The organism is Herbaspirillum rubrisubalbicans (genome assembly GCF_003719195.1).
Taxonomy (GTDB): Bacteria; Pseudomonadota; Gammaproteobacteria; order Burkholderiales; family Burkholderiaceae_D; genus Herbaspirillum; species Herbaspirillum rubrisubalbicans.
Window position 1 is genome coordinate 1061084 of the sequence record NZ_CP024996.1, and the last position, 25952, is coordinate 1087035.

Sequence of the window (25952 nt, forward strand, 5' to 3'; positions counted from 1 at the left end):
CAGCGTGGCGCTGCCCCGAATGACGGCCGCGGACGGGTCGATCGTGCCGGCGCCGCCACCGCCGCCGGCGGCTGCAGGGCCAGTGCCAGTACCTGTGCTGTTGTTGCCGCCGTTAGCAGCGCTGCCAGCATTGCTGATATTGCTGCCGCCGCCGCTATTACCACTGTTGCCAGCGTTGCCGGAGCTACCTCCGCCACCTCCGCCACCGCCGCCGGCCGCAGCCAGCAAGGCCAGCGCACCGGCTGCGAGGGGCCATTGCACGCCCCAGTTCTTTTCATGTTGTGAGTTGATTTCTGCATCGGCTATCTGGCTCTGGTGATCGGGAGCCTTGGTGGGCGTGAAGTTGGGTTGCTCGGTGTTGCCGCTGCTGCCGTGGCTCTCGGTGGCGGCGCTGGGTTCGCGCTCGCCGGGTTCCACCAGCACCGGCTTGTCGCCGTCCTCCTCTTCTTCCTTGCGGGCCTTCTTGTTCTTGGCGTTGTTCTGGTTGTAGCGGGTGATTTCCTTGGAACTGACGGTGAGGTTGGCTTCCGGCGAGACATCGATCTTTTCGATCTGCTGGAACATGGTGGAGAACGGCAACTTGCCATCGGCGAACTGCAGTGACGAGTCAGGCGAACTGAGCGCATTGACCGCGCCGTTGTTGATGATGATGCGGTCGCCATTGACCAGGACCAGCAACAGGTCGACATCGAGGGCACGTACGTCCTTGATGGTCTTGATGGAGATGTTCTTCAGATAGGCGTCGGCGTCGGAAAGCTTCAGGACGGTGATGGTCATGGTGGTACTCCCTAGAAAGTGGCTAATCGAAATCGGGTCGGAACATGGTTTCCTCCAGGTGCGCAGGCGCTGCGTATTCGATCAGGTGAACTTTTGTTCGCGTCGGCCATCGCGCCGGGGCGATGCGTGGACTTGCCGTCGAAAAAAAGCTGCCGTGGCATGACGATTTGCGCTCGTCATGCCACTTCAGGTTGCGTAGATCGAAACGGGATGGAATTCGTGCTCAGTGACAAATACCCGCCATAGTGATGGCGCGAATTTGTCCTGATAAGGGGATGAGTGGAATAAGAGGTAAAACCAAAAAATTAACGAAATATGCCTCTTCATATTTCGATATCTATATCGAATTATTTCTTTTATTTTTTCGAATATGTTCTGAATCAGGTATTCAAGAGGAGGCGTGATTGGCGGGAATCCGCTCTGGTAGAGGGTTTTGCCGTTCTTCTTTCGATCTATGAAAAGCGCTTGAATATGGAAGGCGAAAAATTATTGGATTACTGGAGAATTTGTTGTGGTGGATTGAAGATAAGTTTTTATTTAGGTACGCGCGATTCAGATCGACTGCGTAATAGATGAATCTACATGTCGAAGTCCCATGCCAGTTCCTGATGCTGATCCACTTGAAGTGAAAGAAAACGTGCGGCTTTTGGTGGTGCGAAGTTGGCGAGCTTGAATAAAAAAAGCTCCCGAAAGTGATCGGGAGCTTTTTCTTCATTGCTTCAATGCTTCATCGCTTCAGGGGCTCAATGCTTCAGAACCCCAGGGTGCGACCATCGGGATTGCGCGGATCCGAGAACCCATCGAAGCCATCCGCCTTGATCTGGATGGTCTGGGTGCGGCCCATGGAAGGTTGCACACTGATCTTCTGGCCCTTGTCCTGCAGGATCTTGATGGTATCGGGCGACAAGCCTTTTTCCACGCGCAACTGATCCGGCGCCCACTGGTGGTGGATGCGCGGGGTAATGGTGGCTTCGGCCACGTTCATGTCGTGGTCGATCACGTTGAGGATGGTCTGCAGCGTGGTGGTGATGATGCGGCTGCCCCCCGGACTGCCGGTGACCAGGAAGGGCTTGCCATCTTTGAGCACGAAGGTGGGCGACATCGACGACAGCGGACGCTTGTAGGGACCGACTGCATTGGCGTCGCCACCGATCAGGCCAAAGGCATTGGGTACGCCCGGTTTGGCGGCGAAGTCATCCATCTCGTTGTTCAAGGTGATGCCGGTGCCGGTGGCGACGATGCCGCTGCCGAAGTTCAGGTTCAGCGTGTAGGTGGTGGCCACCAGGTTGCCGTCCTTGTCGGCCACCGAGAAGTGGGTGGTCTGGTCGCTTTCATACGGCTGCGGCTGGCCCGGCTTGATTTCGGAAGACGGGGTGGCACGGTCCGGGTTGATCTTCTTGGCCAGCTCATCGGCATAGGCGCGCGAGGTCAGGCCCTTGACCGGGACCTTGGTAAAGTCCGGGTCGCCCAGGTATTCGGAGCGGTCAGCATAGGCCAGCTTCATGGCCTCGGCCATCAGGTGGATGGTCTGGGCGCTGTCGGCACCGTACTGCTTCAGGGGATAGCGTTCCAGAATGTTCATCATCTGGATGATGTGCACCCCGCCCGAGCTCGGCGGCGGCATGGACATGACCTGGTAGCCGCGATAGTTGCCCGACACCGGCACGCGCTCGACCACCTTGTAGTTCTTCAGATCGGCCTCGCTGATCAGGCCACCGTGCTTGTCCATCTCGGCCACGATCTTCTTGGCGATGGCACCCTCATAGAAAGCCTTGGGGCCTTCCTTGGCGATCAGGCGCAGCGACTTGGCCAGGTCTTTCTGGACCAGCATCTCGCCTTCCTGCAGTGGGCGACCTTGCTTGAAGAAGATGGCCTTGGAAGAATCCCACTGGCCCAGGTGTTCACGCTCGGCCGACAGGATCAGCGCCAGGCTGCGGCTGACCGGATAACCCTTGTCGGCCAGTTCGATGGCCGGCTGGATCACCTGCGACAGCTTCATCGTGCCGTACTTGGACAGCGCGTGCGACAGACCTGCCACGGTACCCGGCACGCCCACGGCCAGGTGGGTATAGAGCGAGCGGCCCGGCACCACGTTGCCCTGGTCGTCCAGGTACATATTGCGGGTGGCGCGCTGCGGGGCCATCTCGCGGAAGTCCAGGGCCACGTTCTTGCCGGTCTTGGCATCGTGGATCATCATGAAGCCGCCGCCGCCGATGTTGCCGGCATTAGGCAGCACCACCGCCAGCGCGAAGCCCACGGCGACACCAGCGTCAACCGCATTGCCGCCCTTCTTGAGGATGTCTACGCCGACCTGGGTGGCCAGCGCCTGTTCGGTGGCCACCATGCCGTGCTGGCTGTGGACCGGGCTGATGATGTCATAGGTCAGGTCGTACTTGACCACGGGGGCCGCCGGCGGCGGTGTCTGGGCGGCGGCTGGCAGCAAAGCCAGCGCGCCGCACAGTGGCAGCAGCGCCAGGGCGGGTTTGCAAAGACCGGTGAATGTCTGCATGAGGGATGCTCCTGATGATCTGGACTGGTGAATGTGCATATTATTTATAGGAATGCCGACCGCACCCTGATGCAACTGCGGGCAGGGACGACACCGGGAGATTGTAGAGAATGGAGCTTTTCTGTCCAGATCCAGGGACTGGCAATGGATGGATGATTGATGTGGATTCGTCCACCGATGGTGTGGATCGCTAGGGTAGCGCTTCAGGTGCTCTCGCGCAGCGCCAGTTCAAAGCCCAGATCGAGCCGACCTTTAGGAATGGCCTCGCCCTTCAACTGGCGCACCAGCATCTCGGCCGACTGGTAGCCGATCTCATAGCGCGGCGTGACCACCGTGGTAATGGAGGGCGTGGCGCAGGCCGCCCAGGACAGATCGTTGAAGCCGGCGATGGCCATTTCGCGCGGCACGCTGATGCCCTGGCGCTGGCATTCGAACAGCGCACCCAGGGCCAGGTCATCATTGCAGCAGAACACCGAATCGCAATCCGGGTGCTGCTCCAGCACGCAGCGCAACAGTTGCGCCCCCATGTCCACCGTGGTCGGCTGGGGCAGGAGCACTTCGATATCGGGCGCGATACCGGCTTCCAGCAAACCTTTGCGAAAGCCCTCGCGGCGCTTCATCATGCGCGGATCGAGCTGGGCCGCCAGAAAGGCCGGCCGTCGATAGCCGCGTTCCACCAGATGCCGCGCCACCGCGTGGCCGGCGCGGGTCTGAGAAAACCCCACTGAATAATCCTGCTGGCTGCGCCCCAGGTCGAACATGCGCACCGCAGGGATGTGGCGGCTGGCAGCTTGGCTTTGCAGGATCTCATACTGTTCGCTGCTGGAGAGCAGAAAGCCGGCTGGCGCATGGGCCAGGTAAGTGGCGATCAGTTGTTCCTCCTTGGCCCGCACGTAGCCGGTTTCACCGATGAGAAACTGGTAGCCGGCCTGGGCCAGGTAATCGCGAATGCCCGAGAGGGTTTCGATGAAGACCGCATTGGTCAGGGACGGCACCAGCACGGCCACCACCTGCGAGCGTGCCGAGGCCAGCGTGGAAGCGGCCTGGTTGGGGACGTAGCCGAGCTTCTGGATGGCTTGCTGGATGCGCAGGCGTGATTGCTCCTGCACCAGCGCGGGCGTTTTGAGCGCACGCGAGACCGTCATCGAACTCACGCCCGCCTCGGCAGCCACGTCCATGATCGTCACGCGCCCGGTGGCGCGACTGCCGCGCACGGCGGATTTGGCCGACTTGGCGGCGGGGGTGGTCGCTTTGGGCTTGGACTTGGGTGCTGCGCGCTGGGTCATGGATCGAGGAGGAGGGCGGTCTTTTCAGGTGGCCACATGATACCTGCTTGCGCGCTACTGTTGGCGACGGCGAAGTGCCAAGCCGTATTTCTGCAAAACAATTTTCTCGACGCTGCGTCCTGCGGTGTGCATCGTCTTGCGCACCGCAACACAACAAGTGTTTGACCCGCGCAAAATGTTAGCGTTATCATCGCGCCGCATGTTAACGCTAACATCCGAACCTCCGGGCACACGGCGGCGGTGCTGGTCGCGACATACCACACTCAGGACAATCAGATAACACTACGCAGATAGTGCAGGTGTTCGTGCCACCCAGGCCGGCCCGCAGGAGACGTTCGCCTCGCATCGCTGCGGGCGCGTGGCTGCGGTCTTGCCGCGGGCCGCGCGGCATCGGCTATCGGCAATCGGAGATCCCATGCTGGGCATGAGCCACGACGCCACCTTGCTGTTCAATGCAGTCATTGCGATTCTCGCGCTGATCCTGATGATCACGCGCTTGCGCATCCATCCTTTCATCGCCTTGACCATCACGTCGGGCTTGCTCGGCCTGATCTCGGGGATGCCTCTGCCCAAGATCGTCAAGTCCTTCCAGGACGGCTTCGGCGGCGTGCTCGGTTTCGTGGGCATCGTGCTGGGCCTGGGGACCATGTTGGGCAAGCTCATGGCCGAGTCCGGCGGAGCCGACCAGATTGCGCAGACGCTGGTGCGCGCCTTCGGCCGCGAGCGGGTGCACTGGGCCATGATGATGGGCGCCTTCCTGGTGGGCATTCCCTTGTTCTTCGAGATCGGCTTCGTGCTCCTGATTCCGCTGGTGTTCATCGTGGCGCGTCGCTCGGGCGTGCCGCTGTTCAAGATCGGGATGCCCATGCTGGCCAGCCTGTCGGTGATGCATGGCCTGGTGCCGCCGCATCCGGGGCCGCTGTTGGCCATCGGTATCTTCGGTGCCGACATCGGCAAGACTATCTTCTATGGATTGCTGGTGGGCCTGCCCACGGTCATCATTGCCGGTCCCCTGTTCGGCGCCTTCATCTCGCGTTACGTCGACATCAAACCGTCCGAGGAATTGATGGCGCAACTGGCGCGTGAACCGCAGACCACCAATCTGCCGGGTTTCACCACCACGCTGGTGACGGTACTGGCGCCGGTGTTCCTGATGCTGTTGAAGACCCTGGTCGATGTCACCCTGCCTGACGGCCACGCCCTGCGCGACCTGATGGACTTCATCGGCAACCCCATCGTGGCCCTGCTGGCCGCACTCCTGCTGGCGATGTGGACCTTCGGCATCGCCCGCGGTTTCACCCGCCAGCAAGTGCTCAAGTTCGTCGATCAGAGCCTGGCGCCGACTGCGGCCATCGTGCTCATCATCGGCGCCGGTGGCGGCTTCAAACAGATGCTGGTCAATTCCGGCGTGGGCACGTCCATCGGCCAACTGGCTGTCCATGCACAGATCTCGCCGTTGCTGCTGGCCTGGTTCGTGGCCGGCGTGATTCGCGTGGCGACCGGTTCGGCCACGGTGGCTACCATCACCGGGGCCGGTATCGTGGCGCCGCTGGTGGCGCTGATCCCCGGTACCAACAAGGAATTGCTGGTGCTAGCCACCGGCGCCGGTTCGCTGATCCTGTCGCACGTCAACGATGCCGGCTTCTGGCTGGTCAAGGAATACTTCAACATGAGCGTCGGTGAGACCTTCAAGACCTGGACGGTGATGGAAACCCTGATCTCGGTTGTTGCTATCATCTTCATCATGTTGCTCAACCTGGTCGTCTAAGACCCCGCAACGCCCGGCTGGTCCGGGCGTCTTGCTTTGCCTGATAAGGAAAATTCACATGTCCTCTTGCGCCCGCTACATGCTCGGTGTCGATATCGGTACCACCAGCACCAAGACCGTCGTCTTCACGCTCGACGGTAAGGTGGTTGCCCAGTATGCAGAGGAATATCCGGTGATCTGCACCGAACCGGGCATGGCGGAGCAGGACCCGGATCAGATCGTGGCGGCTGCGCTGGCCTCCATTGGCGGCGCGGTCAAGGCCGCCAAGGCGCTGCCCGAGGATATCGCGCTGCTTTCCTTCAGCGCGGCCATGCATAGCGTCATCGCGCTGGACGCCGACAACCGGCTGCTATGCAACAGCATCACCTGGGGCGATATCCGCGCCTCGGTGTGGGCCGAGCGCATCAAGCACGAGCACGATGGCAATGCCATCTATCGCCGCACCGGTACGCCCATCCATCCGATGTCGCCGCTGTGCAAGCTGATGTGGCTGCGTCATGAAAAGCCGGAAGTCTTCCAGCAGGCGGCCCGCTTCGTGGGCATCAAGGAATATCTGCTGTACCAGTTGTTCGGTCAATGGGTGGTGGATCACTCCATCGCCTCGGCCACCGGCATGTTCAACCTGCGCGAGCTGGCCTGGGACCAGGGGGCGCTGGCACTGCTGGGCGTCAAGCCCGAGCAATTGCCCACGCCAGTGCCTACCACCCACCGGCTGCCGGCGCTCTCGCCGGAGATGGCGCAGCGCCTGGGCCTGGCGGTCGATACCCCCTTCATCATCGGCGCCAACGATGGCGTGCTCTCCAACCTGGGCGTCAACGCCATTGAGGTCGGTCACGTGGCGGTGACCATCGGCACCTCCGGCGCCATGCGCACCGTCATCGATGAACCGCTGACCGATCCGCATGGCCGCCTGTTCTGCTATGCCTTGACCGAAAAGCACTGGGTGGTGGGCGGTCCGGTCAACAATGGCGGCAACATCTTCCGTTGGGTGCGTGATGAACTGGCGACCGCAGAAGCGGCCGCAGCACGCGAGGAGGGTGTCGATCCCTATGAGGCCCTGACCCGCATCGCCGAGCAGGTGCGCCCCGGCGCGGAGGGTTTGCTGTTCCATCCCTTCATGGCCGGCGAGCGTGCGCCGTTGTGGAATGCCGACCTGCGCGGTTCCTTCTTCGGCCTGGCCCTGCATCATGGCAAGCACCACATGATCCGCGCTGCACTGGAAGGCGTGATCTTCAATCTCTACAGCATCCTGCCGGCACTGGAAGAACTGGTCGGCCCCACCAAACGCATGATGGCCACCGGCGGCTTCGCTCGCTCGGCGCTGTGGCGTCAGATGATGGCCGACATCTTCAACCGTGAAGTGGTGGTGCCGGAAAGCGTGGAATCGTCCTGCCTGGGCGCCGCCGTGCTGGGGGCCTGGGCATTGGGCCTGGTGCCGTCGCTGTCGGTGATCTCGGGCATGGTCGGTTCCACCAATCACCATGCCCCCGAGGCTGACGCGGTGGCCGTCTATGGCCGCCTGCAACCCATCTTTGCAGCCATTCCGGCCAGGCTGGAGGCGGAGTATCACGCTATCGCCGCGTTCCAGCGCGAGACCGGCAAGCAGCACTGAGTCCTGTTTTGCACCCGTGCGGGCAAGGCAGGTTTTGACAATGAAATTTCCGACAAGAAGAAAGACACCTCATGACCATCAAGACCACCCCCTTGCCCGCAGGTTTGCAGGGCTTTTCTCTGGAAGGTCGGCTGGCCCTCATCACCGGTTCTTCCGGTGGCATCGGCCTGGCGCTGGCGCGCGGCATGGCGCAAGCGGGCGCGGCCATCGTGCTCAACGGGCGCGATGCCGGCAAGCTCGCCAAGGTTGCCGCGCAACTGCGGGCCGAGGGACATACCATCCATGAATCCAGCTTCGATGCAACTTCCGCCGAAGACGTGAAGGCCGCGGTGCAGAAGATCGAAAGCGAGATCGGCGCCATCGACATCCTGGTCAACAATGCCGGCATCCAGCGCCGCAATCCGCTGGAAGAGTTCAAGGAATCGGACTGGCACGACCTCATCAATACCAACTTGAACAGCGTCTTCTATGCCGCCCAGGCGGTAGCCCGCCTCATGATCCCGCGTGGCGCCGGCAAGATCATCAACATCTGCTCGGTACAGAGCGAACTGGGTCGCCCCGGCATTGCTCCCTATACCGCCACCAAGGGCGCGGTGAAGATGTTCACCAAGGGCATGGCCATCGACTGGGGCAAGTACGGCATCCAGGTCAACGGCCTGGGGCCGGGCTACTTCAAGACCGAGATGAACATGGCCCTGGTCAATGATGCCAAGTTCACCGACTGGCTGGTGGGCCGCACGCCATCGCGCCGCTGGGGCGACGTCGAAGACCTGGTGGGCGCAGCCGTGTTCCTGGCTAGCGACGCCTCGCGCTTTGTCAATGGCCATATCCTCTACGTGGATGGTGGCGTGACCGCGACCTTGTAAATCATTTACCTCATTTTCGGAGAAGACCATGCAACAAGGCCTCGTCATTCATGCGCCGCACGACCTGCGCATCGAACCACTCGATACCGGCGCGCTGCAGCCGCAACAGCTGAAGGTCAAGGTCAAGGCCGGCGGCATTTGCGGCTCGGACCTGCACTACTATCACCACGGCGGTTTCGGCGTGGTGCGCATCAAGGAACCCATGGTGCTGGGCCATGAAGTGTCGGGCCAGATCGCCGAAGTGGGTTCGGCCATCACCGACATCGCTCCTGGCACGCGTATCGCCATTTCCCCCAGCCGTCCCTGCGGCCTGTGCAAATACTGCCAGGAAGGCAAGCAGAACCACTGCCTGGACATGCGCTTCTACGGCAGCGCCATGCGCACCCCGCACGTGCAGGGCGCGTTCCGCCAGGAAATCATCATCGAACGTTCGCAAGCCCACATCGTGGCCGACCACGTCAGCGATGGCGAAGCCGCCATGGCCGAACCATTGTCGGTAGCGCTGCACGCGGTGCGTCGCGCTGGTCCGTTGGTGGGCAAGCGGGTGCTGGTGACCGGCTGTGGCCCGATCGGCGCGCTGGTAGTGGTGGCGGCGCGCCGCGCCGGGGCGCTGGAAGTGGTGGTCACCGATGTGGCCAGGATGCCGCTGGAAACGGCGTTGAAGGTCGGTGCCGACCGTGCCGTCAACATGGCCGAGACCCCCGATGCGCTCAAGGCCTATGCCGCCGACAAGGGGACCTTCGATGTGCTCTTCGAGGCCAGCGGCAACGAGCGGGCCCTGGTCGGTGCGCTGGAAGCCTTGCGTCCGCAAGCCATCATCGTGCAGGTCGGCCTGGGCGGCGATATCCAGTTCCCGGCCAACCTGCTGGTGGGCAAGGAGCTGGACTGGCGCGGCGCCTTCCGCTTCCATGAAGAGTTCGCCATGGCCGTGGAGTTGATGAACCGCAAGCTGGTGGATGTGAAGCCGTTGATCTCGGCTACCTATCCGATTTCCCAGGCGGTGGACGCCTTCGAGATCGCTGGCGACCGCTCGCAGATGATGAAGGTACAGATCAGCTTCGACTGAAAATACTGGGACGGGGCGGGTAATCGCCTCACATCAGCTACCAGGAATGCCGTCCCGCACCTTGCCGGACGGCATTCTGTCTTTATCGCCCTGCAGTAATGCCGCGCATCGATTGACAAGCTCTGCCGCGCGCTATAAGTTGCTTGCCATTACTTGGCGTCCTTGCAACAGCATCGATGTCATCCTGAATGCACCGCGCTGTACCTCTGGGGGGAGGAAATCATGTCCAGGCCTGGGTTTCGCACGTTGACCGTGGGTCAGCGTTTGTTCGTGCTGATCCTCTTGGCCATGCTGGGTCTGGTCGCCACGGCCGTTGTCAGTATGCGCCAGATCGAGAACGTCTTTCAGGCCGCCAGCTATGCCCAGGCCAGGACCGTACCCAGCGTGACCACGCTGGATGATGCGCTGGGTGCTTTCAATGCCATCCAGGGACGGGTCTACAACTATCTCACCAATCCCGATGCCAATGACCGCGGCCGCCTGATGCAGGAGATGGCAGTGCACCGCGCACGCATGAACAAGCAACTCAAGACCTATACCGAGGTGCATGTCTCCGACGATGCCGACCGCGCCATGCTGGCCGATGACTATGCCCACATTGCCGCCTTCGAGGAAGTGGTGCAGCGCCTGCTCGGGCTGGCCGGGCAAGAGCAGAGTGCCGATGAGCGCATCCTGGTGATCCTGGAGCTGCGCGCCGCCATCGACAGTGTGCAGGCCAGCTTCGCCCGTCATCGCTCCTACGACATTGCGCTGGGCGATGCCAGTGCCCTGACTGCACGCGAGATCATCGCCAATGCCCTCGATACGGTGTTGATGCTGGCCGCTGGTGTGATGCTGGTCATGATGGGGGTAGGGTGGTGGCTCACACGCACCCTGCTGCGCCAGATGGGCGGCGAACCGGGTGACGTGGTGATGGTAATGCGGCATATCTCGCAAGGCGATCTGCAGCAGCAGATCACGCTTAAGCCCGGTTGTCGCGACAGTATGATGCACGCCATCCAGCGTATGGTGGAGCGGGTGTGCCAGGTGGTGACCGAGGTGCGCAGCAATGCCGAGAGTCTGGTCAGCACCGCCGAAGAGGTCAGCGTCACCGCGCAAGCACTCTCGCGCGCCTCCACCGAGCAGGCCACGGGTGTGGAACAGACCAGCGAGGCGCTGGAGCGCATCCATGGGTCCATCCTCAGCACTTCGCAGAATGCCAGGTTGACCGACCAGATCGCCGCCGCCGCCGCGGTCGAAGCGCGCGCGTGTGCGGCCACGGTCAAGCAGATGGTCGCAGCCATCCAGCAGATTGCCGGCAAGATCGTGGTGATCGATGACATCGCCTACCAGACCAATCTGCTGGCCTTGAACGCCACCATCGAAGCGGCGCACGCGGGAGAACACGGCACCGGGTTTGCGGTGGTGGCTGCCGAAGTGCGGCGCCTGGCCGAGCGCAGCCAGGCGGCCGCCCAGGAAATCGACGAAGTCGCGCGCCACAACGTGGCCTTGGCCAGCACGGCCGAAGAGCAACTCAACAGCATGGTGCCAACGATCACGCGTACCTCATCGCTGGTGCAGGAAATCGTCGAGTCCTCGGCCCGGCAATCGGCAGCGGTCAGCCAGATCAGCCAGGCCGCCACGCAACTGGCCCAGGTGATCCAGCAGAATTCGCTCAGTTCGGAAGAACTGGCGGTGACCTCGGAAGAACTCAACCGCCGTGCGGTGTTGCTGCAGACGACGGTGGGTTTTTTCCAGTGCGAGCTGGGGCAGGGGGCATGTAAGCAGGCTTAGGGCTGGGGCCTGAGCAAGACCTTGATCGAGTCCATCGAGTCGGCCATCTTGATGGCTGCTTCCCATTCGGAGAGTGCATAGCTATGGGTGACGATGCCGCGTGAAGTCACCAGCCCGCGCGCCAGCAGGTCGATGGCAATCGGATAGCAATCGCCGCTCAGATGGGCGCCGCGCAGGTCCAGTTCCTTTTCTTCGCCGATGATGGACCAGTCCACCGTGGTGTCGCGTCCGAAGACGCTGAACTCGACGAAACGTCCCAGCTTGCGGATCATGTCCAGGCCTTGCGTCACGCCGGCCGGTGCGCCCGTGGTCTCGATGTAGACGTCGCAACCATATTGCCCGGTCGCCGCGCGCACGATCTTCTGGGCATCCTCGCGGCTCGGGTTGATGACGATGTCGGCACCATACTCGCGCGCCAGTTGCAGCCGCTGGTCGGACAGATCGATGACGATCAGCTTCTTGGGGGTCTTCAGGTGCGCCACCTGTACCATCAGCAAGCCGAGCGTTCCCGCCCCGGCGATGACCACCACGTCATCCAGCTGGATGTCGCCACGGTTGACGGCGTGGATGGCGCAGGACAAGGGTTCGGTCACGGCCGCGTCCTCGAAGCTGATGTGCTCGGGAATCTTGTGGATCACTGCGCGCGCCGACAGGCGCATGTAATCGGCCATGCCGCCCTCGGCCACCTGGCGCTGGAAACCATAGACATCATGGACCTCGCACATCCAGCGGTAGCCGGTCTTGCAGTAGCGGCACTTGCCGCAGGGGACGATCTGCTCGGCGATCACTCGGTCACCCAGAGCCACGCCGTGATGTTCTGCCGCGCCCGGCCCCATCTCTACCACGTGGCCCCAGAATTCATGGCCGGGGATGACGGGCGGCTTGACGTAGGCGGGTTTGTTCTTTTCCTGGTCGCCCCAGAAGCGGGCCGCGCCGGCAAAGCATTTGCAGTCACCGGCACAGATGCCGCAGGAGGCGATCTTGATGATGACTTCGTTGGGACCGGCGGCGGGGCGCTTGACCCGTTGCAGGCGATAGTCGCGGGGCGCGTGGCAGACCACGGCCAGCATGTCGTCTTCATGGAAATGCATGAGCTGTCCTTTGCATCAGAGGGTTAATGGCGCAGGCCGGCCTGCAGCGATTGCGCCAGGCTGTCCAGGATCAGGGCACAGGAACAGGCGCCGGCATCGAGCACGCCGATGGAGCGTTCGCCCAGGCGGCTGGCGCGACCGATGCGTGCCTGCAGGGCGCGGGTCGAATCACGTCCGGCCTCGGCGCCGCGTTGCATCGCCTGCAGGCAGGCGGCGAAGGGTTGCTCATGGTCCAATGCCAGCCTAAAGGCATCGCGTGCCGGGACCAGGGTATCCATCAGGGTCTTGTCGCCGACCTTGGCCTCGCCGATGGCTTGGACTGCCGCGATGCCTTCATCGAGCGCGTGCAGGAAGAGCTGCCGGTCCAGCGTGGCATGGCCTTGCAGTGCCGTGCTCATGGCCATGAAGAAGCTGCCGTAGAGTGGGCCCATGGAGCCGCCGATACCTTCCATCAAGGTGATGGACAGCGTATCGAGCGCCGCTGCCAGCGATGGCGCGGGCGCCTGCTTCAGGCGCTCGCCGCAGAGGCTGAAACCCTTGCTCATGTTGATACCGTGGTCGCCGTCGCCGATGGCCCCGTCGACTTCGCTGAGGTAATCGCGGTGCTGGTTGATGGTCGATACCAGGTCCTGCACCACCCAGCCGGCCTGCTGCATGTCGAAGCCGGCGCTCATGGCTGGGCTCCCTGGCGCAGGCCGATGCTGTGGCAGGGGGCGGCCAGGCATTGGTCCAGTTGATCGTCCAGGCGCATCAGGGTCAGGCTCACGCCCATCATCTCCAGCGAGGTGAAGAGATTGCCGACGAAGCTGTGTACCACCTCCAGTCCCGCCGCGCGCAGGCCCTCGGCGACATCGGCATAGAGGATGTATTGCTCCATCAGGGGCGTGGCGCCCAGTCCCGAGAGCAGCACCGCCACCTTGTCGCCGCGCGCGAAAGGCAGGTCCGGTAGCAGCTTGTCGAGCATCATGCGAGCCATGTCGCGGGCCGGTACCACGGCCTGTACCGCAACCCCTGGTTCGCCGTGGTGGCCGATGCCCACTTCCATCTCGCCATGCTTGATGGTGAAGTTGGCTTTGCCCACGGCCGGGATGGTGCAGGCCGACAGGCCGATGCCGATGGAGCGGGTCTGGTCGATGGCTTTCTGGGCGGCCTGGATCACCTGGTCCAGTGTGCCGCCTTGCGCCGCGACTGCGCCACCGACCTTCCACATCAGGATTTCACCGGCCACGCCGCGGCGCTTGGCCGCCTGCTCGGGCGGGGCGGAGGCGGCATCATCGTTGGCTACCACGGTGCGCACCTGGATGTCGGCCCGTTCGGCCAGCTTGATGGACATCTTCACATTCATGTTGTCCCCGGCATAGTTGCCGTAGAGGCAGGCGATGCCCTGGCCGCCATGCGCCAGTTGGAAGGCATCCATGAAGGACTTGGCGGTGGGCGAGGAAAATACTTCACCTACGGCCACGGCATCGACCAGCCCCTGGCCGACATAGCCGAGGAAGGCCGGTTCGTGGCCCGAGCCGCCCCCTGTGACGATGCCCACGCGACCGGGCGTGCCGGCTTGACGGTGGCCGATCACGCGAGGATTGTCGGGGTGGCCCTGCAGGCCAGGGTGGGCGGCCAGTACGCCGCGCAGCATGTCCTCGACCACCAGATCGGGATGGTTGACGATGCGATTGAGAGTCATGAATCAGTCCTTGGAAAAACGTCAGACGCAACAAAAAACAGCACTTCAGGCCACCGTGTAGCCACCGTCGATGAGGATGTTCTCGCCGGTGATCATGGCCGCCTGGGGGCTGGCGAGATAGGCCACCAGATGGGCCACTTCCTCGGGCTGGGCGAAACGTCCCACCGGGATGCGCGCGCGCATGGCCACGCCGACTGGTCCCGCCCAGGCCTGCTTGCCCAGTTCGGTCTCTACCACCGTGGGCGAGATGGCATTGACGGTGATGCCGTGGCAGGCCCACTCCAGCGCCAGTACCCGCGACAGGGCCACCAAGCCGGCCTTGCTGGCGCAGTAGGCGGCATGGCGCTCCAGCGCCACCACGCTGGCTTGCGAGGCGAGGTTGATGATGCGTCCGCATTGCTGGCGTCGCATCATCGGCAACACCGCCTGGGCCAGCAGGAAGGGCGCCTTCAGGTTGATGGCCATGGTGCGGTCCCAGTCGCTCGAACTCGCCACTTCGGCCTCCTGCAACAAGGCCACGCCGGCGTTGTTGACCAGGATGTCGATGCGTCCGTAGCGCGCTTCGATCTGGGCGATGCAGCGTCCAATGGCGGCCTCGTCGCAGACGTCGAGCACGCAGCCCAGGTGGTGCTGGCTGTCGCGCTCCAGACGCTTGGCCAGCTCCAGCACGGCCTGGCTGCGGTCCACCAGCACCAGTTGCGCGCCACAGCGGGCCAGCAACTGGCTGGTGGCCAGACCGATGCCGGCCGCGGCACCCGTGACAATGGCCACCCGGCCAGCGAAGTCATCAGGCTGAGTGATGGCCGGCGCGTGGGGTGCTGTACTCATTTCTTGACCTTTTTCAGGAAGGCGTCGGCGTTTTCGGGCATGATGGTGGTCCAGGGCACGGTATAGGATTTTTCGGCACCGCCCTTCCATGGCAGCTTGTCGCCATACTCGGCCCAGATGGTCGAACGGGGCTGATAGGAAGGCCCCTTGATGGCGCGCAGCGCCACGTCCAGCGCGCCTTGTGCCTGCGCCTGGGCATCCTGGAACTGGGTCACCATCTCGCCGCGCTTGACCGCCGCGATGGCGTCGGCAATGCCATCGATGCCCACCACCGCAATGGTCTTGGGATCAATGCCCTTGGCCTTGATGGCCTGCAGCGCGCCCAGTGCTTCATCGTCGTTCTGTGCCAGCACGCCCTTGATCTGGCCGGGATGGGCGGTCAGCCAGTTTTCCATCAAGGCCATCGATTCGGCACGCGACCAGTTGCCGGTCTTGCGCGCCAATACCTTCACATCCTTGTAGCGCGCGAGCACTTCATCGTTGCCGCGTGCGCGCTCGATCTGGGCCGACTGGCCGATGGGGCCTTCGATCATGACGATGTTGCCCTTGCCGCCGATGGCCTTCATCAGCGCTTCCGCTTCCAGACGACCGGCCACCACATCATCGTTGCCCACGTAGGAAGTCAGCACGTCACCCTGTACCCGAGTATTGGAGCCGATCACCGGGATGCCGGCCTTGACTGCCTTCTGCACCGGTGCCGCGCCGGCCTTGAGGTCAATGGGCACGAAGATGATGGCGTCGTACTTCTGCAGGATCATCGTATCGAACTGGTTGCTCTGGGTGAGGGCATCGTAGTTGCCGTCAAACACGGTCACCTGGACGCTGCCATCCTGCACCGCCGGATGCGCCTTCAACTGGTTGCTCCACATCTGCATGAATTCGCCCTTGAGACCATAGACGGCGGCGCCGATGCGCAGGGGTTTGTTCTGGGCGCTCACACCGGTAGCCACGGCCATGAGCAGCAGGCTGGCGAGGGTTTTCTTGATCATGAATCGTCTCCGTGTTGGTTGTTGTTGGACTTCAATTTTTCTTGCGCGAGGAATCCAGCAGGACAGCGCCGACGATGATCACGCCCTTGATGACTTGCTGGTAATAGGAAGACACGCCGAGCAGGTTGAGCCCGTTGTTGATGACGCCGATGAGCAATGCACCCACCACAGTGCCGCCCAGAGTGCCGGTGCCACCCGAGAGCGAGGTGCCGCCGATGACCACGGCGGCAATCGCATCCAGTTCGTAGGACACGCCGGCCTGGGGCAATGCGGCGGTGGTACGCGCAGCCAGCAGTACGCCGGCCAGTCCGGCCAGCAGACCGCTGACCACGTACACGGCGAAGAACACCTTGCGGGGATCAATGCCGCTGGTCTTGGCGCTTTTGGCATTGCCGCCCACGGCGTAGATGTAGCGGCCATAGACGGTGAAGCGCAGCACGAACCAGGACAGCGCGATGACCACGCCGAAGATCACGATGGGTACCGGCACGTGCAGGATCTGGGCGCTACCGATGGCCAGCAGGCCAGATGGCAGGTCCGATACCGGCATCCCATCGTTGTAGATGTAGGTGGCCCCGCGGGCCGCACTCAACATGCCCAGCGTGGCCACGAAGGAAGGCACTGCCAGACGCGCCACCAACAGGCCGCTGATGGCGCCCAGCCCGGCACCGGCACCCAGTCCGGCCAGCACCGCCACGGCCGGCGAATAGCCGCCACCGGTGGCCAGCCACGCCGCGACCATGCCGGAGAAGGCCAGTAGTGCGCCCACCGACAGGTCGATGCCGCCGGTGAGCACGACATAGGTCATGCCGATGGCGAGGATGCCGTTGATGGAGGTCTGGCGCAGGATGTCGGTCCAGTTCTCCAGCGTCATGAAGTAGGGCGTCGCCAGCGACAGGGCCAGGCAGAGCACGATCAGCGCCGCCAGCACGCCGTAGCGCGCAGTGGCCTGGCGCAGGCTGGTCAGGGAAGGCGAGGCCAGGCGATTGGCCGAGAGCGAGGTGGGTTTGGTCATCATGGTGTCTTCAGTGGTTCAGCATCATCGGGACAACATTTCGGCAGGGCGGTATCACATCACTGCGGTATCGCCTCACGAAGCCAGGTGCAGCAGTTCTTCCTGGGTGGTGCGATGGGCATCGACCACCTGCACCATGCGACCGGACTTGAAGATGGCGATGCGGTCGCACAGGTCGAGGATTTCCTGGGCTTCGGAAGAGACCACCAGTGCCGCGCCGCCTTCGTGGACGAAACGGTCGATTAACTGGTAGACCTCGCGCTTGGCCCCTTCATCGATGCCACGCGTGGGTTCATCGCACAGCAGGCAGCGCGGCTGGGTGGACAGGCAGCGCGCCAGCACGACCTTCTGCTGGTTGCCGCCGCTCATCGATGACACCGGCAGATGGGGCGAACTGACCTTGATCTGCAATCGCTGGATCATCTGTCCGACCAGCGTCTCGACCCGGCGGCGCCGGATCAGCGGCAGGCGCGACAGGCGGCGGTAGGCGGCCAGGGCAATGTTGTCCTGGATCGAGGCGCACAGCACCAGGCCGCTTTCCTTACGATCCTCGGTCACCAGCGACAGCCCGGCGGCGATGCTGGCGGCAGGCTTGCCTGCGGGCAGAGGGCGCTCGGCCAGGGCGACGCTGCCACGGTGGGCGCGGGTCAGGCCATAGATGCAATTGAGGTATTCGCTGCGACCGGACCCCATCAAGCCATAGATGCCTACGACTTCGCCGGCGTGGACGCGCAGGGAGATGTCTTCGAATTCGCCATGACGACTCAAGGTGTCGGTGGCCAGTACCGGTGCGCCACCCTGGCGGCGGTTGCGTTCCCGTCCTTGCAGGGTGCGGCCGACGATGGCCTTGACCAGCTCGCTGCGATCGATGTCGCGCATCAGTCCGCTCTGCACGTAGCGACCGTCGCGAAACACCGTGTAGCTGTCGGCGATCTGGAAAATCTCCGACAACCGGTGCGAGACGTAGATGATGCCGGCCCCTTGGGCGGCCACGCTGCGGATGGCGCGAAACAGCACTTCGGTTTCCTTCTCGCCGATGGCCGAGGTGGGTTCGTCCATGATCATGACGTCGCAGTCGTGGCTGAAGGCCTTGGCGATTTCCACCAGTTGCACCTGGGCCAGGCTCAGGTCCTGCATGAGTGCGCGGGCATCGACCTGGAATTGCAGCCGGTCCAGCAGGGCCTGGGCCTGCCGTTGCATGGCGCGGGTATTGACGCAGATGCCGCCGATGCGCGGTTCGCGACCGAGAAACAGATTCTCCGCCACACTCATGCCCGCAATCGGTGACAGCTCCTGCGTGATGATGGCGATGTGGTGATCCAGCGCCTCGGCCGGCGAGTGGAAATCCACCGACTTGCCCTTCAGGCTCACCTCGCCGCTGTCTCGCCGCAGCAAGCCCATCAGGATGCCCAGGAAGGTCGATTTGCCGGCACCGTTGCCGCCGCACAGGGCGTGGACGCTGCCGCGCTTGAGTTGCAGGCGACCATCGGTGAGCGCGGCGACCTCATTGAAGGCCTTGCTCACCCCGTGTGCCTCCAGCAATAGCTCTGCCATGGCTGTCTCCATTCATGCGCTGATCAAATGTCCAGCGATGATTAAATGTTTGTTGTGGGGGCATCATTGCAAAGAATCTTTTTGCTGTCAACGGTCATTTGTTCACGACGATAAATAACTTTTTCTTCTTTATTGCGCTGTAATTATGTAAAAAATTAGAATATGTGCCAAATAATCGTGGTTTTTGTGGTGGTCAGGACGTTTTTGCTTTAGTCTTCTGTTGAACAATTGATCAATGATGGTTAAATATATTTGTGGCTTACATCAAAGACAGACCATCGACAGGAGGAGATCAGGATGAAAATTGCGATCGGATGTGATGAAGCGGCGTATGCGCTCAAGGAAATCATCAGGGCCCATCTGCTGGCCAAAGGCCTTGACGTGGTGGACTTCGGCACCCATGATACGGAGCCCGTGATTTACCCCGACATCGCCTTTGCGGTGGCCGAACAGATCCGGCAAGGGACGATAGCGCGTGCCGTCCTGCTGTGTGGCACGGGCATCGGCATGGCCATCTCGGCCAACAAGGTGCCGGGTGTGCGCGCGGCGCAATGCCACGACACGTATTCGGCCGAACGCGCCAGCAAGAGCAATGACGCCCAGATCATTACGCTGGGTGCGCGCGTGGTCGGGGCCGAGTTGGCCAAGGCCATCGTCGATACCTGGCTGGCGGCGGAGTTTTCAGGTGGGCGCTCGACCGAAAAACTGGAGCGCATCAAAGCGTATGAACACAATCTGCACAATGCCAAGCGCCTGTAGGCGTGGCATTGCATGGCGCGTACCGGGCGTAGTCCCGAGGCTCATGCTGGTGCGAGCAAAGGGGGGATTCCATGTCCATGGATGAATTGACGCGTCTGGCCACCTTGTATTACGTCGATGGCCTGACGCAGCAGGAGTTGTCGGAGCGCTTTTCGATTTCGCGTGCTTCCATTGCGCGGATGCTCAAACGTGCCCAGGATGAGGGCATCGTCGAGATCCGCGTGCGCCATCATCCGGGGCAGACCCTGGAACTGGAGCACGCGTTGATGCAGCGCTTCGGTATCGAGCGGGCGCTCATTTCGGTGAGCCACAACGACCAGGATCGCCAGCGCGCCATGCTGGCCGGTCTGGTCGCCAATCACCTGGACCGCAGCCTGACCGATGACAGCATCGTGGCCGTGGGTATCGGCCGCAACATCAACGCCGTTTCCGAACATGCGGTGTCGAACACACGACGCAGCGTCACCTTCGTCTGTGGTATCGGCGGTTACTATCGCGGTGGCGAGACGATGAATTCAGACCACATCTGCCGCCGCCTGGCCTCGCGCTTCGGTGGCGAGAGCGAGACGCTCTATGCGCCTGCGGTGGTCAACAGCGCCGCCGTGCGCGATGCGCTGCTGGCCAATGATGCGGTGCGGCCCACGCTGGACAAGGCGCGGCGCGCCGATGTGGCCTTGATCGGCGTGGGCGATATCAATGAAGACAGCCAGATGGTCAGGATGGGCTGGTTCACGCCACAGGAAATCCAGGAACTCAAGCGCCAGGGGGCGGTGGGCGACATGATGGGCTACGACTTCATCAATATCCAGGGTGAACCGACCCGCACCGAGACCCATTCCCGTGTCATCGGGCTGACGGTCGATGACCTGCGGCGCATTCCCGACGTCATTGCGGTGGCCAGCGAAAGCAGCAAGGCCAGTGCCATGCTGGGCGCCTTGCGCACCGGGACGATCAAGACCCTGGCTACCACCGACAGCATTGCGCATACCTTGCTGACCTTGGAAGAGGCGACCCGCCAGGCTGCGCGCTGAAGCGCGCTCGGCAAACGACAAGGCCGCATCGTCATCGATGCGGCCTTGTCGTTGGTCGGGCCACCATGACGGCGGCCCAGGGGGTGGTCGTGCGCGACTCAGCGCAGCGCTTCGACGATCTGCTCCAGTTTCACCGCATCGGCGGCGAACTGGCGGATGCCTTCGGCCAGTTTTTCGGTCGCCATGGCATCGGCGTTCAAGGCCAGGCGGAAGGCCTTTTCGTCCAGCGAGATGCGCTTGATGTCGGCGGCATCAGCGGCTTCCTTGCTGAGCTTGCGCTCGACTGGCGCATCGCTGTCGGCCAGCTTTTGCAGCAAGTCCGGGCTGATGGTAAGCAGGTCGCAACCGGCCAGCTCGACGATCTGCGACGTATTGCGGAAGCTCGCGCCCATCACTTCGGTGGCGTAACCGAACTTGCGGTAATAGTTGTACACCGCCTTGACCGACTGCACGCCCGGGTCGTCGCTGCCGGTGTATTCCTGGCCGGTGGACTTCTTGTACCAGTCGTAGATGCGACCGACGAAGGGCGAGATCAGTTGCACACGGGCTTCGGCGCAGGCAATGGCTTGCGGCAGCGAGAACAGCAGGGTCAGGTTGCAGCGGATGCCATCCTGTTCCAGGATCTCGGCGGCGCGGATGCCTTCCCAGGTGGAGGCGATCTTGATCAACACGCGCTCGCGGGCGATACCGGCTTCTTCATACAGGCGGATCAGTTCGCGGCCCTTGGCGACCGTGCCTTCGGTGTCGAAGGACAGGCGCGCATCGGTCTCGGTGGAGACACGTCCCGGGATGAGTTTGAGGATTTCCAGGCCGAAGGCGATCAGCAGGCGGTCGATGATCTCATCGGTGCTCTTGCCGGCGTGCGCCTTGACGACGGACTCCAGCAGCGGCTGGTACTCGGCCTTCTGTACAGCCTTCAGGATCAGCGAGGGATTGGTGGTGGCGTCCTGGGGTGCGAAGGCCTTCATCGCCTGGAAGTCGCCGGTGTCGGCCACGATGGTGGTGTACTGCTTCAACTGTTCAAGCTGGCTCATGGAAAATCCTGTTGCTGGAGGTGAAGAATGTGGGTGACATTGTACGCAATGGTCATCCCTTGTCTGTCGTTGAATCACTGATCCTTGATCTACTGCTTCTGATGTTGACCTCAGCGGAAGAAGGAGTCGAATTGCATGTCGAACTTCTGCAGCGACTTCTGCGCGTTCTGCATTTTCTTGCGGAATTCCGGTCCGCGCCGCAAGGCCAGGCCCACCGCCAGGATATCGATCACCACCAGATGCGCCAGGCGCGCCGAGATCGGCGTGTAGGGATCGATGTTGAAGGATAGATCGATGGGCACCAGTACCGTGGCCAATTCGGCCAGCGGGGTGCCGGAGGGGCCCAGCACGATGATGTCGGCGCCACCCTTGCGCGCCAACTGGATCGAGCGCAGCAGGGCGGCGTTGCCGCCGCGCTGCGAAATGGCCACCACGCAATCGCCGGCCTTCAGAAGCGAGGCGGCAATGCTGTGGATGTGCGGGTCGGAGTAGGCCACGGTGGGCACGCCCGAGCGGAAGAACTTGTGCTGGGCGTCGTTGGCCACGATGCCGGAGGTGCCCTGGCCGTAGAACTCGATCTTGTTGGCGCGCGCCAGCACGTCCAGCGCCAGCTGGATGGCATCCGGGTTCAGGTGGTTGCGCAGGTCCAGTAGGGTGTTGATGGAACGGCTGCAGATCTTGTTGACCAGATCGGCGGCCAGGTCATCCTGGGCCAGTGTCTCGTCGGCGCCGGGCAAGGCCAGCGCCAGGCTCTGTGCCAGCTTGAGCTTGAAGTCATGCCAGCCCTCGTAACCGATGGCGCGGCAGAAGCGGATCACGGTCGGTTCCGACACTTCCGCATTCTTGGCCAGCGCCGTCAGGTTCTCCGCCAGCGCCAGTTGTGGATTGGCGAGGATGGTCGCCGCCACCTTCTTCTCCGACTTGGAGAGGGAGTTGATGTGGGTGCGAATGGAGTCGAGCAGCATGGACATGAGGTTGACCTGGTGAGGCGATGAGGCGGAGGTCAGACCTCTGGCAAGGCTTCTTCACGCCACTGCAGGCCGTCGCGACCGATCAGGGCACTGGCCGCAGCCGGTCCCCAGGTGCCGGCGTTGTAGGGCACCGGGTCAGCTTCCTGCTGGTCCCAATAATTGAGGATCGGCTCCACCCATTCCCAGGCGGCTTCCAGTTCGTCGCTGCGCATGAAGAGCGTCAGGTGACCACGCAGCACGTCCAGCAGCAGGCGCTCGTAGGCATCCATGCGCGGGGTCTTGAACTTCTCGCGGAAGTCCAGTTCCAGCTCGACCGGACGCAGGCGCATTCCGTCGCCCGGCTGCTTGGCCATCAGGTTCATGTGCAGCCCTTCATCGGGCTGCAGGCGGATCACCAGGCAGTTGGGGGTGTCGTTCTGGTGCGCGAAGATGGAGTGCGGCACGCTCTTGAAGCGCACCACGATCTCGGCCAGCGAATCGGCCATGCGCTTGCCGGTGCGCAGGTAGAAGGGCACGCCGGCCCAGCGCCAGGTATCGATCTCGGCCTTGACCGCGACGTAGGTTTCGGTGCGCGAATCGGGATTGGCGTCGGCTTCCTTGCGATAGGCGGGCACGGCCACGCCATCGACGTGACCGGCGCGATATTGGCCGCGCACCACGTTCATGGCCAGTGTGGTCGGGGTGAAGCGTTTCAGTGAGCGCAGCACCTTCAGTTTTTCGTCCCGCACGGCGTCAGCCGAATTGGAGACGGGCGGTTCCATGGCGACGATACACAGCAGTTGCAACAGGTGGTTCTGCAGCATGTCGCGCAGCGCGCCGGAGGTGTCGTAGTAGTCGAAGCGGCCACCTACGCCGAGTTCTTCGGCGATGGTGATCTGCACATCGGAAATCCATTCACGCCGCCACAGCGGTTCGAACAGCACATTGCCAAAGCGCAACGCCAGCAGGTTCTGCACCGCTTCTTTGCCCAGATAGTGGTCGATACGGAAGATCTGCGATTCCTGGAAGAAGCGACCCACTTGCGCATTGATGTCGCGCGCGCTTTCCAGGTCGCGGCCCAGCGGTTTCTCCAGCACCACGCGCGCGCTCGGAGTGACCAGTCCGGCCTTGGAGAGGTGCTCGCAGATCGAGGCAAACAGGCTGGGCGGCGTGGCCAAGTAGAACACGCGGGCCAGGCCGTCGATATCGCGCAGGGCTTCCTTCAGATGAGCGAAGCTGGCGGCGTCCTTGGCATTGACCGAGGCGTATTGCAGGCGGTTGGTGAAGCGTTCCCAGACAGCAGCGTCCAGGTTGGAGGGGGGGACGTGGGGTTTGGAATCCTTTTCCACCAGCTTCAGGAAATCCTCGCGTGATTTTTCTTCGCGGCCCAGGCAGATGATGCGTGCATTGGGGGGCAGGTCGCGACCACGGTCACGCGCGTAGAGCGCCGGCAGCAGCTTGCGCATGGAGAGGTCGCCGGTGCCGCCGAATAAAACCAGATCGAAATCAGAAGTAGCCATGTCGTGTGTTGTCTCTGTGTGCGTGAAGTAGCGCCTTGCCGCGCTACGTTAGTTTTCCTGCAATGCCTGGCGCGCCAGCGCGATCAGCGCGCTGGTGGAGGCATCGTGGCGTGCTGCATCGGGTGCGGCATCGGACTTCAGTTCGGCCAGGATGGTCTTGGCCAGGACCTTGCCCAGTTCCACCCCCCACTGGTCGAAGCTGTTGATGCCCCAGATCGCCCCCTGGACGAAGGTCTTGTGTTCGTACAGCGCAATCATCGCACCCAGGGCGTGCGGGCTCAGTTCGGGCAGCAGCAGGGTATTGCTGGGGCGGTTGCCGGTGAAGGTTTTGTGCGGGACCAGTGCCGCAAGTTCCACTTCCGGCACGCCTTGTGCCTGCAGGTCGGCACGCACTTCGGCGGCGTCCTTGCCGCGCATGAATGCTTCGGACTGTGCAAAGCAGTTGGCCAGCAGCGTGGCCTGATGTTCGGCAATGTTGTGTGAAGGTTTGAGTACGGCGATGAAATCGATGGGCGTGATGTCCGTGCCCTGGTGCAGCAACTGGAAGTAGGCGTGCTGGCCGTTGGTGCCGACGTCGCCCCAGATGGCCGGACAGGTCTGTACCGACACCGGTGTGCCGTCACGCGTGATGCGCTTGCCGTTGCTCTCCATGTCCAGCTGCTGGAGATAGGCCGGGAAGAAGCGCAGCCATTGGTGATAGGGCGCGATGGTCAGCGAGGCACTATCGAGGAAGTTGCGGTTCCAGATGCCCACCAGAGCCTGGATCACCGGCATGTTGGTTTCCAGTGGCGCTTCGCAGAAGTGGCGGTCCATGTCGTGGGCACCGGCCAGGAACTGGGCGAAATGTTCGTAGCCGATCAGCAGCGCCACCGGCAGGCCGATGGCCGACCATACGGAGTAGCGGCCGCCGACCCAGTCCCAGAAGGGGAACATGTTGGCCGTATCGATGCCGAACGCAGCGACCTCGGCGGCATTGGTGGAGACTGCCACGAAGTGCCGGGCCAGATCTTGCTGCTTGCCGTATTGCAAGAACCAGGCGCGCGCCGACTTGGCGTTGAGCATGGTTTCCTGCGTGGTGAAGGTCTTGGAGGCGACGATGAACAGCGTGGTCTCGGGATCGATGCGCGAGAGCACCTCATCAAGGTCGTGGCCATCCACGTTGGAGACGAAGTGCGCCGTCAGGCGCGCATGTTGGTAGTCGCGCAGGGCCGTGCAGACCATCTGCGGGCCGAGGAAGGAGCCGCCGATGCCGATGTTGACGATGTCGGTAATCTCGCGTCCGGTATAGCCGCGCCAGGCACCGCTGCGCACCTGCTCGGAAAAGCTGCGCATGTGCTGCAAGACCCGATGAACCTCCGGCGCCACCGCTTGTCCGTCCACTTGGGTGTCACAGGCATCAAGCGGGGCGCGCAGTGCGGTGTGCAAGACCGCGCGATGTTCGGTAAAGTTGATCTTCTCGCCGCTGAACATGGCCTCGCGCAGTGCTTCCACCCCGCGCTCGCGCGCCAGGTTCATCAGCAGCGCCAGCGTGTCGGCGTTGATGCGGTTCTTGGAATAGTCCAGCAAGAGCCCGGCAGCGCGCACGTGCATACGTTCGAAGCGGTCGGGTTGCTGGGCGAACAGATCGCGCAGGTGCCATTGAACTGCCGTGGCATGATGGGCTTGCAATGCCTGGTAGGCGGCCGTGTCGGTCAGGGCGGTGGTATGCATGAGTTGGATGTCGGTTGGCTGTGGTGGCCTGGCTCATCAATGCGTGTAATACGAGTCATCAGTACGAGCGATGCGCAGTGCGTGATACAAGGACACACTGCTGGCCGCGTTCATGTTCTCGGAGTAACGT

20 protein-coding genes are annotated in these 25952 nt (G+C 62.7%); 7 read left to right on the top strand and 13 right to left on the bottom strand.

What is annotated here, in order from left to right; genetic code table 11:
* Positions 1-1528: 1528 nt before the first annotated feature.
* Both ggt and gntR read right to left on the bottom strand, forming a co-directional pair.
* Positions 1529-3286, bottom strand: a complete 1758-nt coding sequence (ggt, locus tag RC54_RS04805; protein ID WP_058894423.1) for a gamma-glutamyltransferase — start codon at positions 3284-3286, stop codon at positions 1529-1531.
* A 203-nt stretch (positions 3287-3489) separates the two neighbouring features.
* A complete protein-coding gene (gntR, locus tag RC54_RS04810; RefSeq protein WP_058894424.1) occupies positions 3490-4572 on the bottom strand; it encodes an HTH-type transcriptional regulator GntR in 1083 nt (360 codons plus the stop codon).
* A gap of 415 nt (positions 4573-4987) precedes the next feature.
* On the opposite strand from gntR, the gene RC54_RS04815 reads away from it, so the two are divergent.
* The 5 genes from RC54_RS04815 to RC54_RS04835 all read left to right on the top strand — a co-directional run bounded on the left by RC54_RS04815 (position 4988) and on the right by RC54_RS04835 (position 11657).
* Entirely contained in the window at positions 4988-6340 is a 1353-nt protein-coding gene (locus RC54_RS04815) for a GntP family permease (RefSeq protein ID WP_058894425.1), read from the top strand.
* A 58-nt stretch (positions 6341-6398) separates the two neighbouring features.
* Complete coding sequence (gntK, locus tag RC54_RS04820) at positions 6399-7952, top strand: gluconokinase (protein ID WP_061788890.1); 1554 nt, start codon at positions 6399-6401, stop codon at positions 7950-7952.
* Positions 7953-8023: 71 nt separating this feature from the next.
* Positions 8024-8818, top strand: a complete 795-nt coding sequence (locus RC54_RS04825; protein WP_061788891.1) for an SDR family NAD(P)-dependent oxidoreductase — start codon at positions 8024-8026, stop codon at positions 8816-8818.
* 28 nt (positions 8819-8846) lie between these two features.
* On the top strand, positions 8847-9884 hold the full coding sequence (locus RC54_RS04830; RefSeq protein WP_061788892.1) for an L-idonate 5-dehydrogenase: 1038 nt from the start codon (positions 8847-8849) through the stop codon (positions 9882-9884).
* Between the two features lie 222 nt (positions 9885-10106).
* Positions 10107-11657, top strand: a complete 1551-nt coding sequence (locus tag RC54_RS04835; protein ID WP_174526065.1) for a methyl-accepting chemotaxis protein — start codon at positions 10107-10109, stop codon at positions 11655-11657.
* Here the strand turns inward: RC54_RS04835 and RC54_RS04840 are convergent.
* The 7 genes from RC54_RS04840 to RC54_RS04870 form a co-directional block, all read right to left on the bottom strand.
* Positions 11654-12748 (bottom strand): alcohol dehydrogenase catalytic domain-containing protein, encoded by a 1095-nt coding sequence (locus RC54_RS04840; protein WP_061788893.1) that lies wholly within the window; start codon positions 12746-12748, stop codon positions 11654-11656. The genes RC54_RS04835 and RC54_RS04840 overlap by 4 nt on opposite strands.
* Positions 12749-12771: 23 nt before the next feature.
* Positions 12772-13422: a dihydroxyacetone kinase subunit DhaL gene (gene dhaL / locus RC54_RS04845; protein ID WP_058894430.1), complete on the bottom strand. Its 651-nt coding sequence runs from the start codon at positions 13420-13422 to the stop codon at positions 12772-12774.
* Positions 13419-14432 (bottom strand): dihydroxyacetone kinase subunit DhaK, encoded by a 1014-nt coding sequence (locus RC54_RS04850; protein WP_061788894.1) that lies wholly within the window; start codon positions 14430-14432, stop codon positions 13419-13421. Before RC54_RS04850 ends, dhaL begins: the two co-directional genes overlap by 4 nt.
* A gap of 45 nt (positions 14433-14477) precedes the next feature.
* Complete coding sequence (locus RC54_RS04855; RefSeq protein ID WP_061788895.1) at positions 14478-15260, bottom strand: GolD/DthD family dehydrogenase; 783 nt, start codon at positions 15258-15260, stop codon at positions 14478-14480.
* Complete coding sequence (locus tag RC54_RS04860; protein WP_061788896.1) at positions 15257-16249, bottom strand: substrate-binding domain-containing protein; 993 nt, start codon at positions 16247-16249, stop codon at positions 15257-15259. The genes RC54_RS04855 and RC54_RS04860 overlap by 4 nt, the downstream gene beginning before the upstream one ends.
* Before the next feature lie 31 nt (positions 16250-16280).
* Positions 16281-17267 (bottom strand): ABC transporter permease, encoded by a 987-nt coding sequence (locus tag RC54_RS04865; protein ID WP_061788897.1) that lies wholly within the window; start codon positions 17265-17267, stop codon positions 16281-16283.
* Positions 17268-17339: 72 nt separating this feature from the next.
* Complete coding sequence (locus RC54_RS04870; RefSeq protein ID WP_061788898.1) at positions 17340-18818, bottom strand: sugar ABC transporter ATP-binding protein; 1479 nt, start codon at positions 18816-18818, stop codon at positions 17340-17342.
* A 297-nt stretch (positions 18819-19115) separates the two neighbouring features.
* Between RC54_RS04870 and rpiB the strand changes: the two genes are divergently transcribed.
* Both rpiB and RC54_RS04880 read left to right on the top strand, forming a co-directional pair.
* The gene (gene rpiB, locus RC54_RS04875) at positions 19116-19577 is read left to right on the top strand and encodes a ribose 5-phosphate isomerase B (RefSeq protein WP_058894435.1); all 462 of its coding nucleotides are present in this window, start codon (positions 19116-19118) and stop codon (positions 19575-19577) included.
* Between the two features lie 71 nt (positions 19578-19648).
* Entirely contained in the window at positions 19649-20608 is a 960-nt protein-coding gene (locus RC54_RS04880) for a sugar-binding transcriptional regulator (RefSeq protein ID WP_017453809.1), read from the top strand.
* A 98-nt stretch (positions 20609-20706) separates the two neighbouring features.
* Here the strand turns inward: RC54_RS04880 and tal are convergent, their stop codons facing one another.
* The 4 genes from tal to pgi all read right to left on the bottom strand — a co-directional run bounded on the left by tal (position 20707) and on the right by pgi (position 25822).
* Positions 20707-21642, bottom strand: coding sequence for a transaldolase (tal, locus tag RC54_RS04885; RefSeq protein ID WP_058894436.1), 936 nt, complete (start codon positions 21640-21642; stop codon positions 20707-20709).
* A gap of 110 nt (positions 21643-21752) precedes the next feature.
* The gene (locus tag RC54_RS04890; protein WP_034310514.1) at positions 21753-22607 is read right to left on the bottom strand and encodes an SIS domain-containing protein; all 855 of its coding nucleotides are present in this window, start codon (positions 22605-22607) and stop codon (positions 21753-21755) included.
* 38 nt (positions 22608-22645) lie between these two features.
* Positions 22646-24112, bottom strand: a complete 1467-nt coding sequence (gene zwf / locus RC54_RS04895; RefSeq protein ID WP_061788899.1) for a glucose-6-phosphate dehydrogenase — start codon at positions 24110-24112, stop codon at positions 22646-22648.
* 48 nt (positions 24113-24160) lie between these two features.
* Entirely contained in the window at positions 24161-25822 is a 1662-nt protein-coding gene (gene pgi / locus RC54_RS04900; protein ID WP_061788900.1) for a glucose-6-phosphate isomerase, read from the bottom strand.
* Positions 25823-25952 lie beyond the last annotated feature (130 nt).

Bases quoted from the DNA above. Each gene is read 5' to 3' on its own strand.
- ggt (WP_058894423.1), bottom strand. From the start codon at position 3,286: ATGCAGACATTCACCGGTCTTTGCAAACCCGCCCTGGCGCTGCTGCCA.
- gntR (WP_058894424.1), bottom strand. From the start codon at position 4,572: ATGACCCAGCGCGCAGCACCCAAGTCCAAGCCCAAAGCGACCACCCCC.
- RC54_RS04815 (WP_058894425.1), top strand. From the start codon at position 4,988: ATGCTGGGCATGAGCCACGACGCCACCTTGCTGTTCAATGCAGTCATT.
- gntK (WP_061788890.1), top strand. From the start codon at position 6,399: ATGTCCTCTTGCGCCCGCTACATGCTCGGTGTCGATATCGGTACCACC.
- RC54_RS04825 (WP_061788891.1), top strand. From the start codon at position 8,024: ATGACCATCAAGACCACCCCCTTGCCCGCAGGTTTGCAGGGCTTTTCT.
- RC54_RS04830 (WP_061788892.1), top strand. From the start codon at position 8,847: ATGCAACAAGGCCTCGTCATTCATGCGCCGCACGACCTGCGCATCGAA.
- RC54_RS04835 (WP_174526065.1), top strand. From the start codon at position 10,107: ATGTCCAGGCCTGGGTTTCGCACGTTGACCGTGGGTCAGCGTTTGTTC.
- RC54_RS04840 (WP_061788893.1), bottom strand. From the start codon at position 12,748: ATGCATTTCCATGAAGACGACATGCTGGCCGTGGTCTGCCACGCGCCC.
- dhaL (WP_058894430.1), bottom strand. From the start codon at position 13,422: ATGAGCGCCGGCTTCGACATGCAGCAGGCCGGCTGGGTGGTGCAGGAC.
- RC54_RS04850 (WP_061788894.1), bottom strand. From the start codon at position 14,432: ATGACTCTCAATCGCATCGTCAACCATCCCGATCTGGTGGTCGAGGAC.
- RC54_RS04855 (WP_061788895.1), bottom strand. From the start codon at position 15,260: ATGAGTACAGCACCCCACGCGCCGGCCATCACTCAGCCTGATGACTTC.
- RC54_RS04860 (WP_061788896.1), bottom strand. From the start codon at position 16,249: ATGATCAAGAAAACCCTCGCCAGCCTGCTGCTCATGGCCGTGGCTACC.
- RC54_RS04865 (WP_061788897.1), bottom strand. From the start codon at position 17,267: ATGATGACCAAACCCACCTCGCTCTCGGCCAATCGCCTGGCCTCGCCT.
- RC54_RS04870 (WP_061788898.1), bottom strand. From the start codon at position 18,818: ATGGCAGAGCTATTGCTGGAGGCACACGGGGTGAGCAAGGCCTTCAAT.
- rpiB (WP_058894435.1), top strand. From the start codon at position 19,116: ATGAAAATTGCGATCGGATGTGATGAAGCGGCGTATGCGCTCAAGGAA.
- RC54_RS04880 (WP_017453809.1), top strand. From the start codon at position 19,649: ATGTCCATGGATGAATTGACGCGTCTGGCCACCTTGTATTACGTCGAT.
- tal (WP_058894436.1), bottom strand. From the start codon at position 21,642: ATGAGCCAGCTTGAACAGTTGAAGCAGTACACCACCATCGTGGCCGAC.
- RC54_RS04890 (WP_034310514.1), bottom strand. From the start codon at position 22,607: ATGCTGCTCGACTCCATTCGCACCCACATCAACTCCCTCTCCAAGTCG.
- zwf (WP_061788899.1), bottom strand. From the start codon at position 24,112: ATGGCTACTTCTGATTTCGATCTGGTTTTATTCGGCGGCACCGGCGAC.
- pgi (WP_061788900.1), bottom strand. From the start codon at position 25,822: ATGCATACCACCGCCCTGACCGACACGGCCGCCTACCAGGCATTGCAA.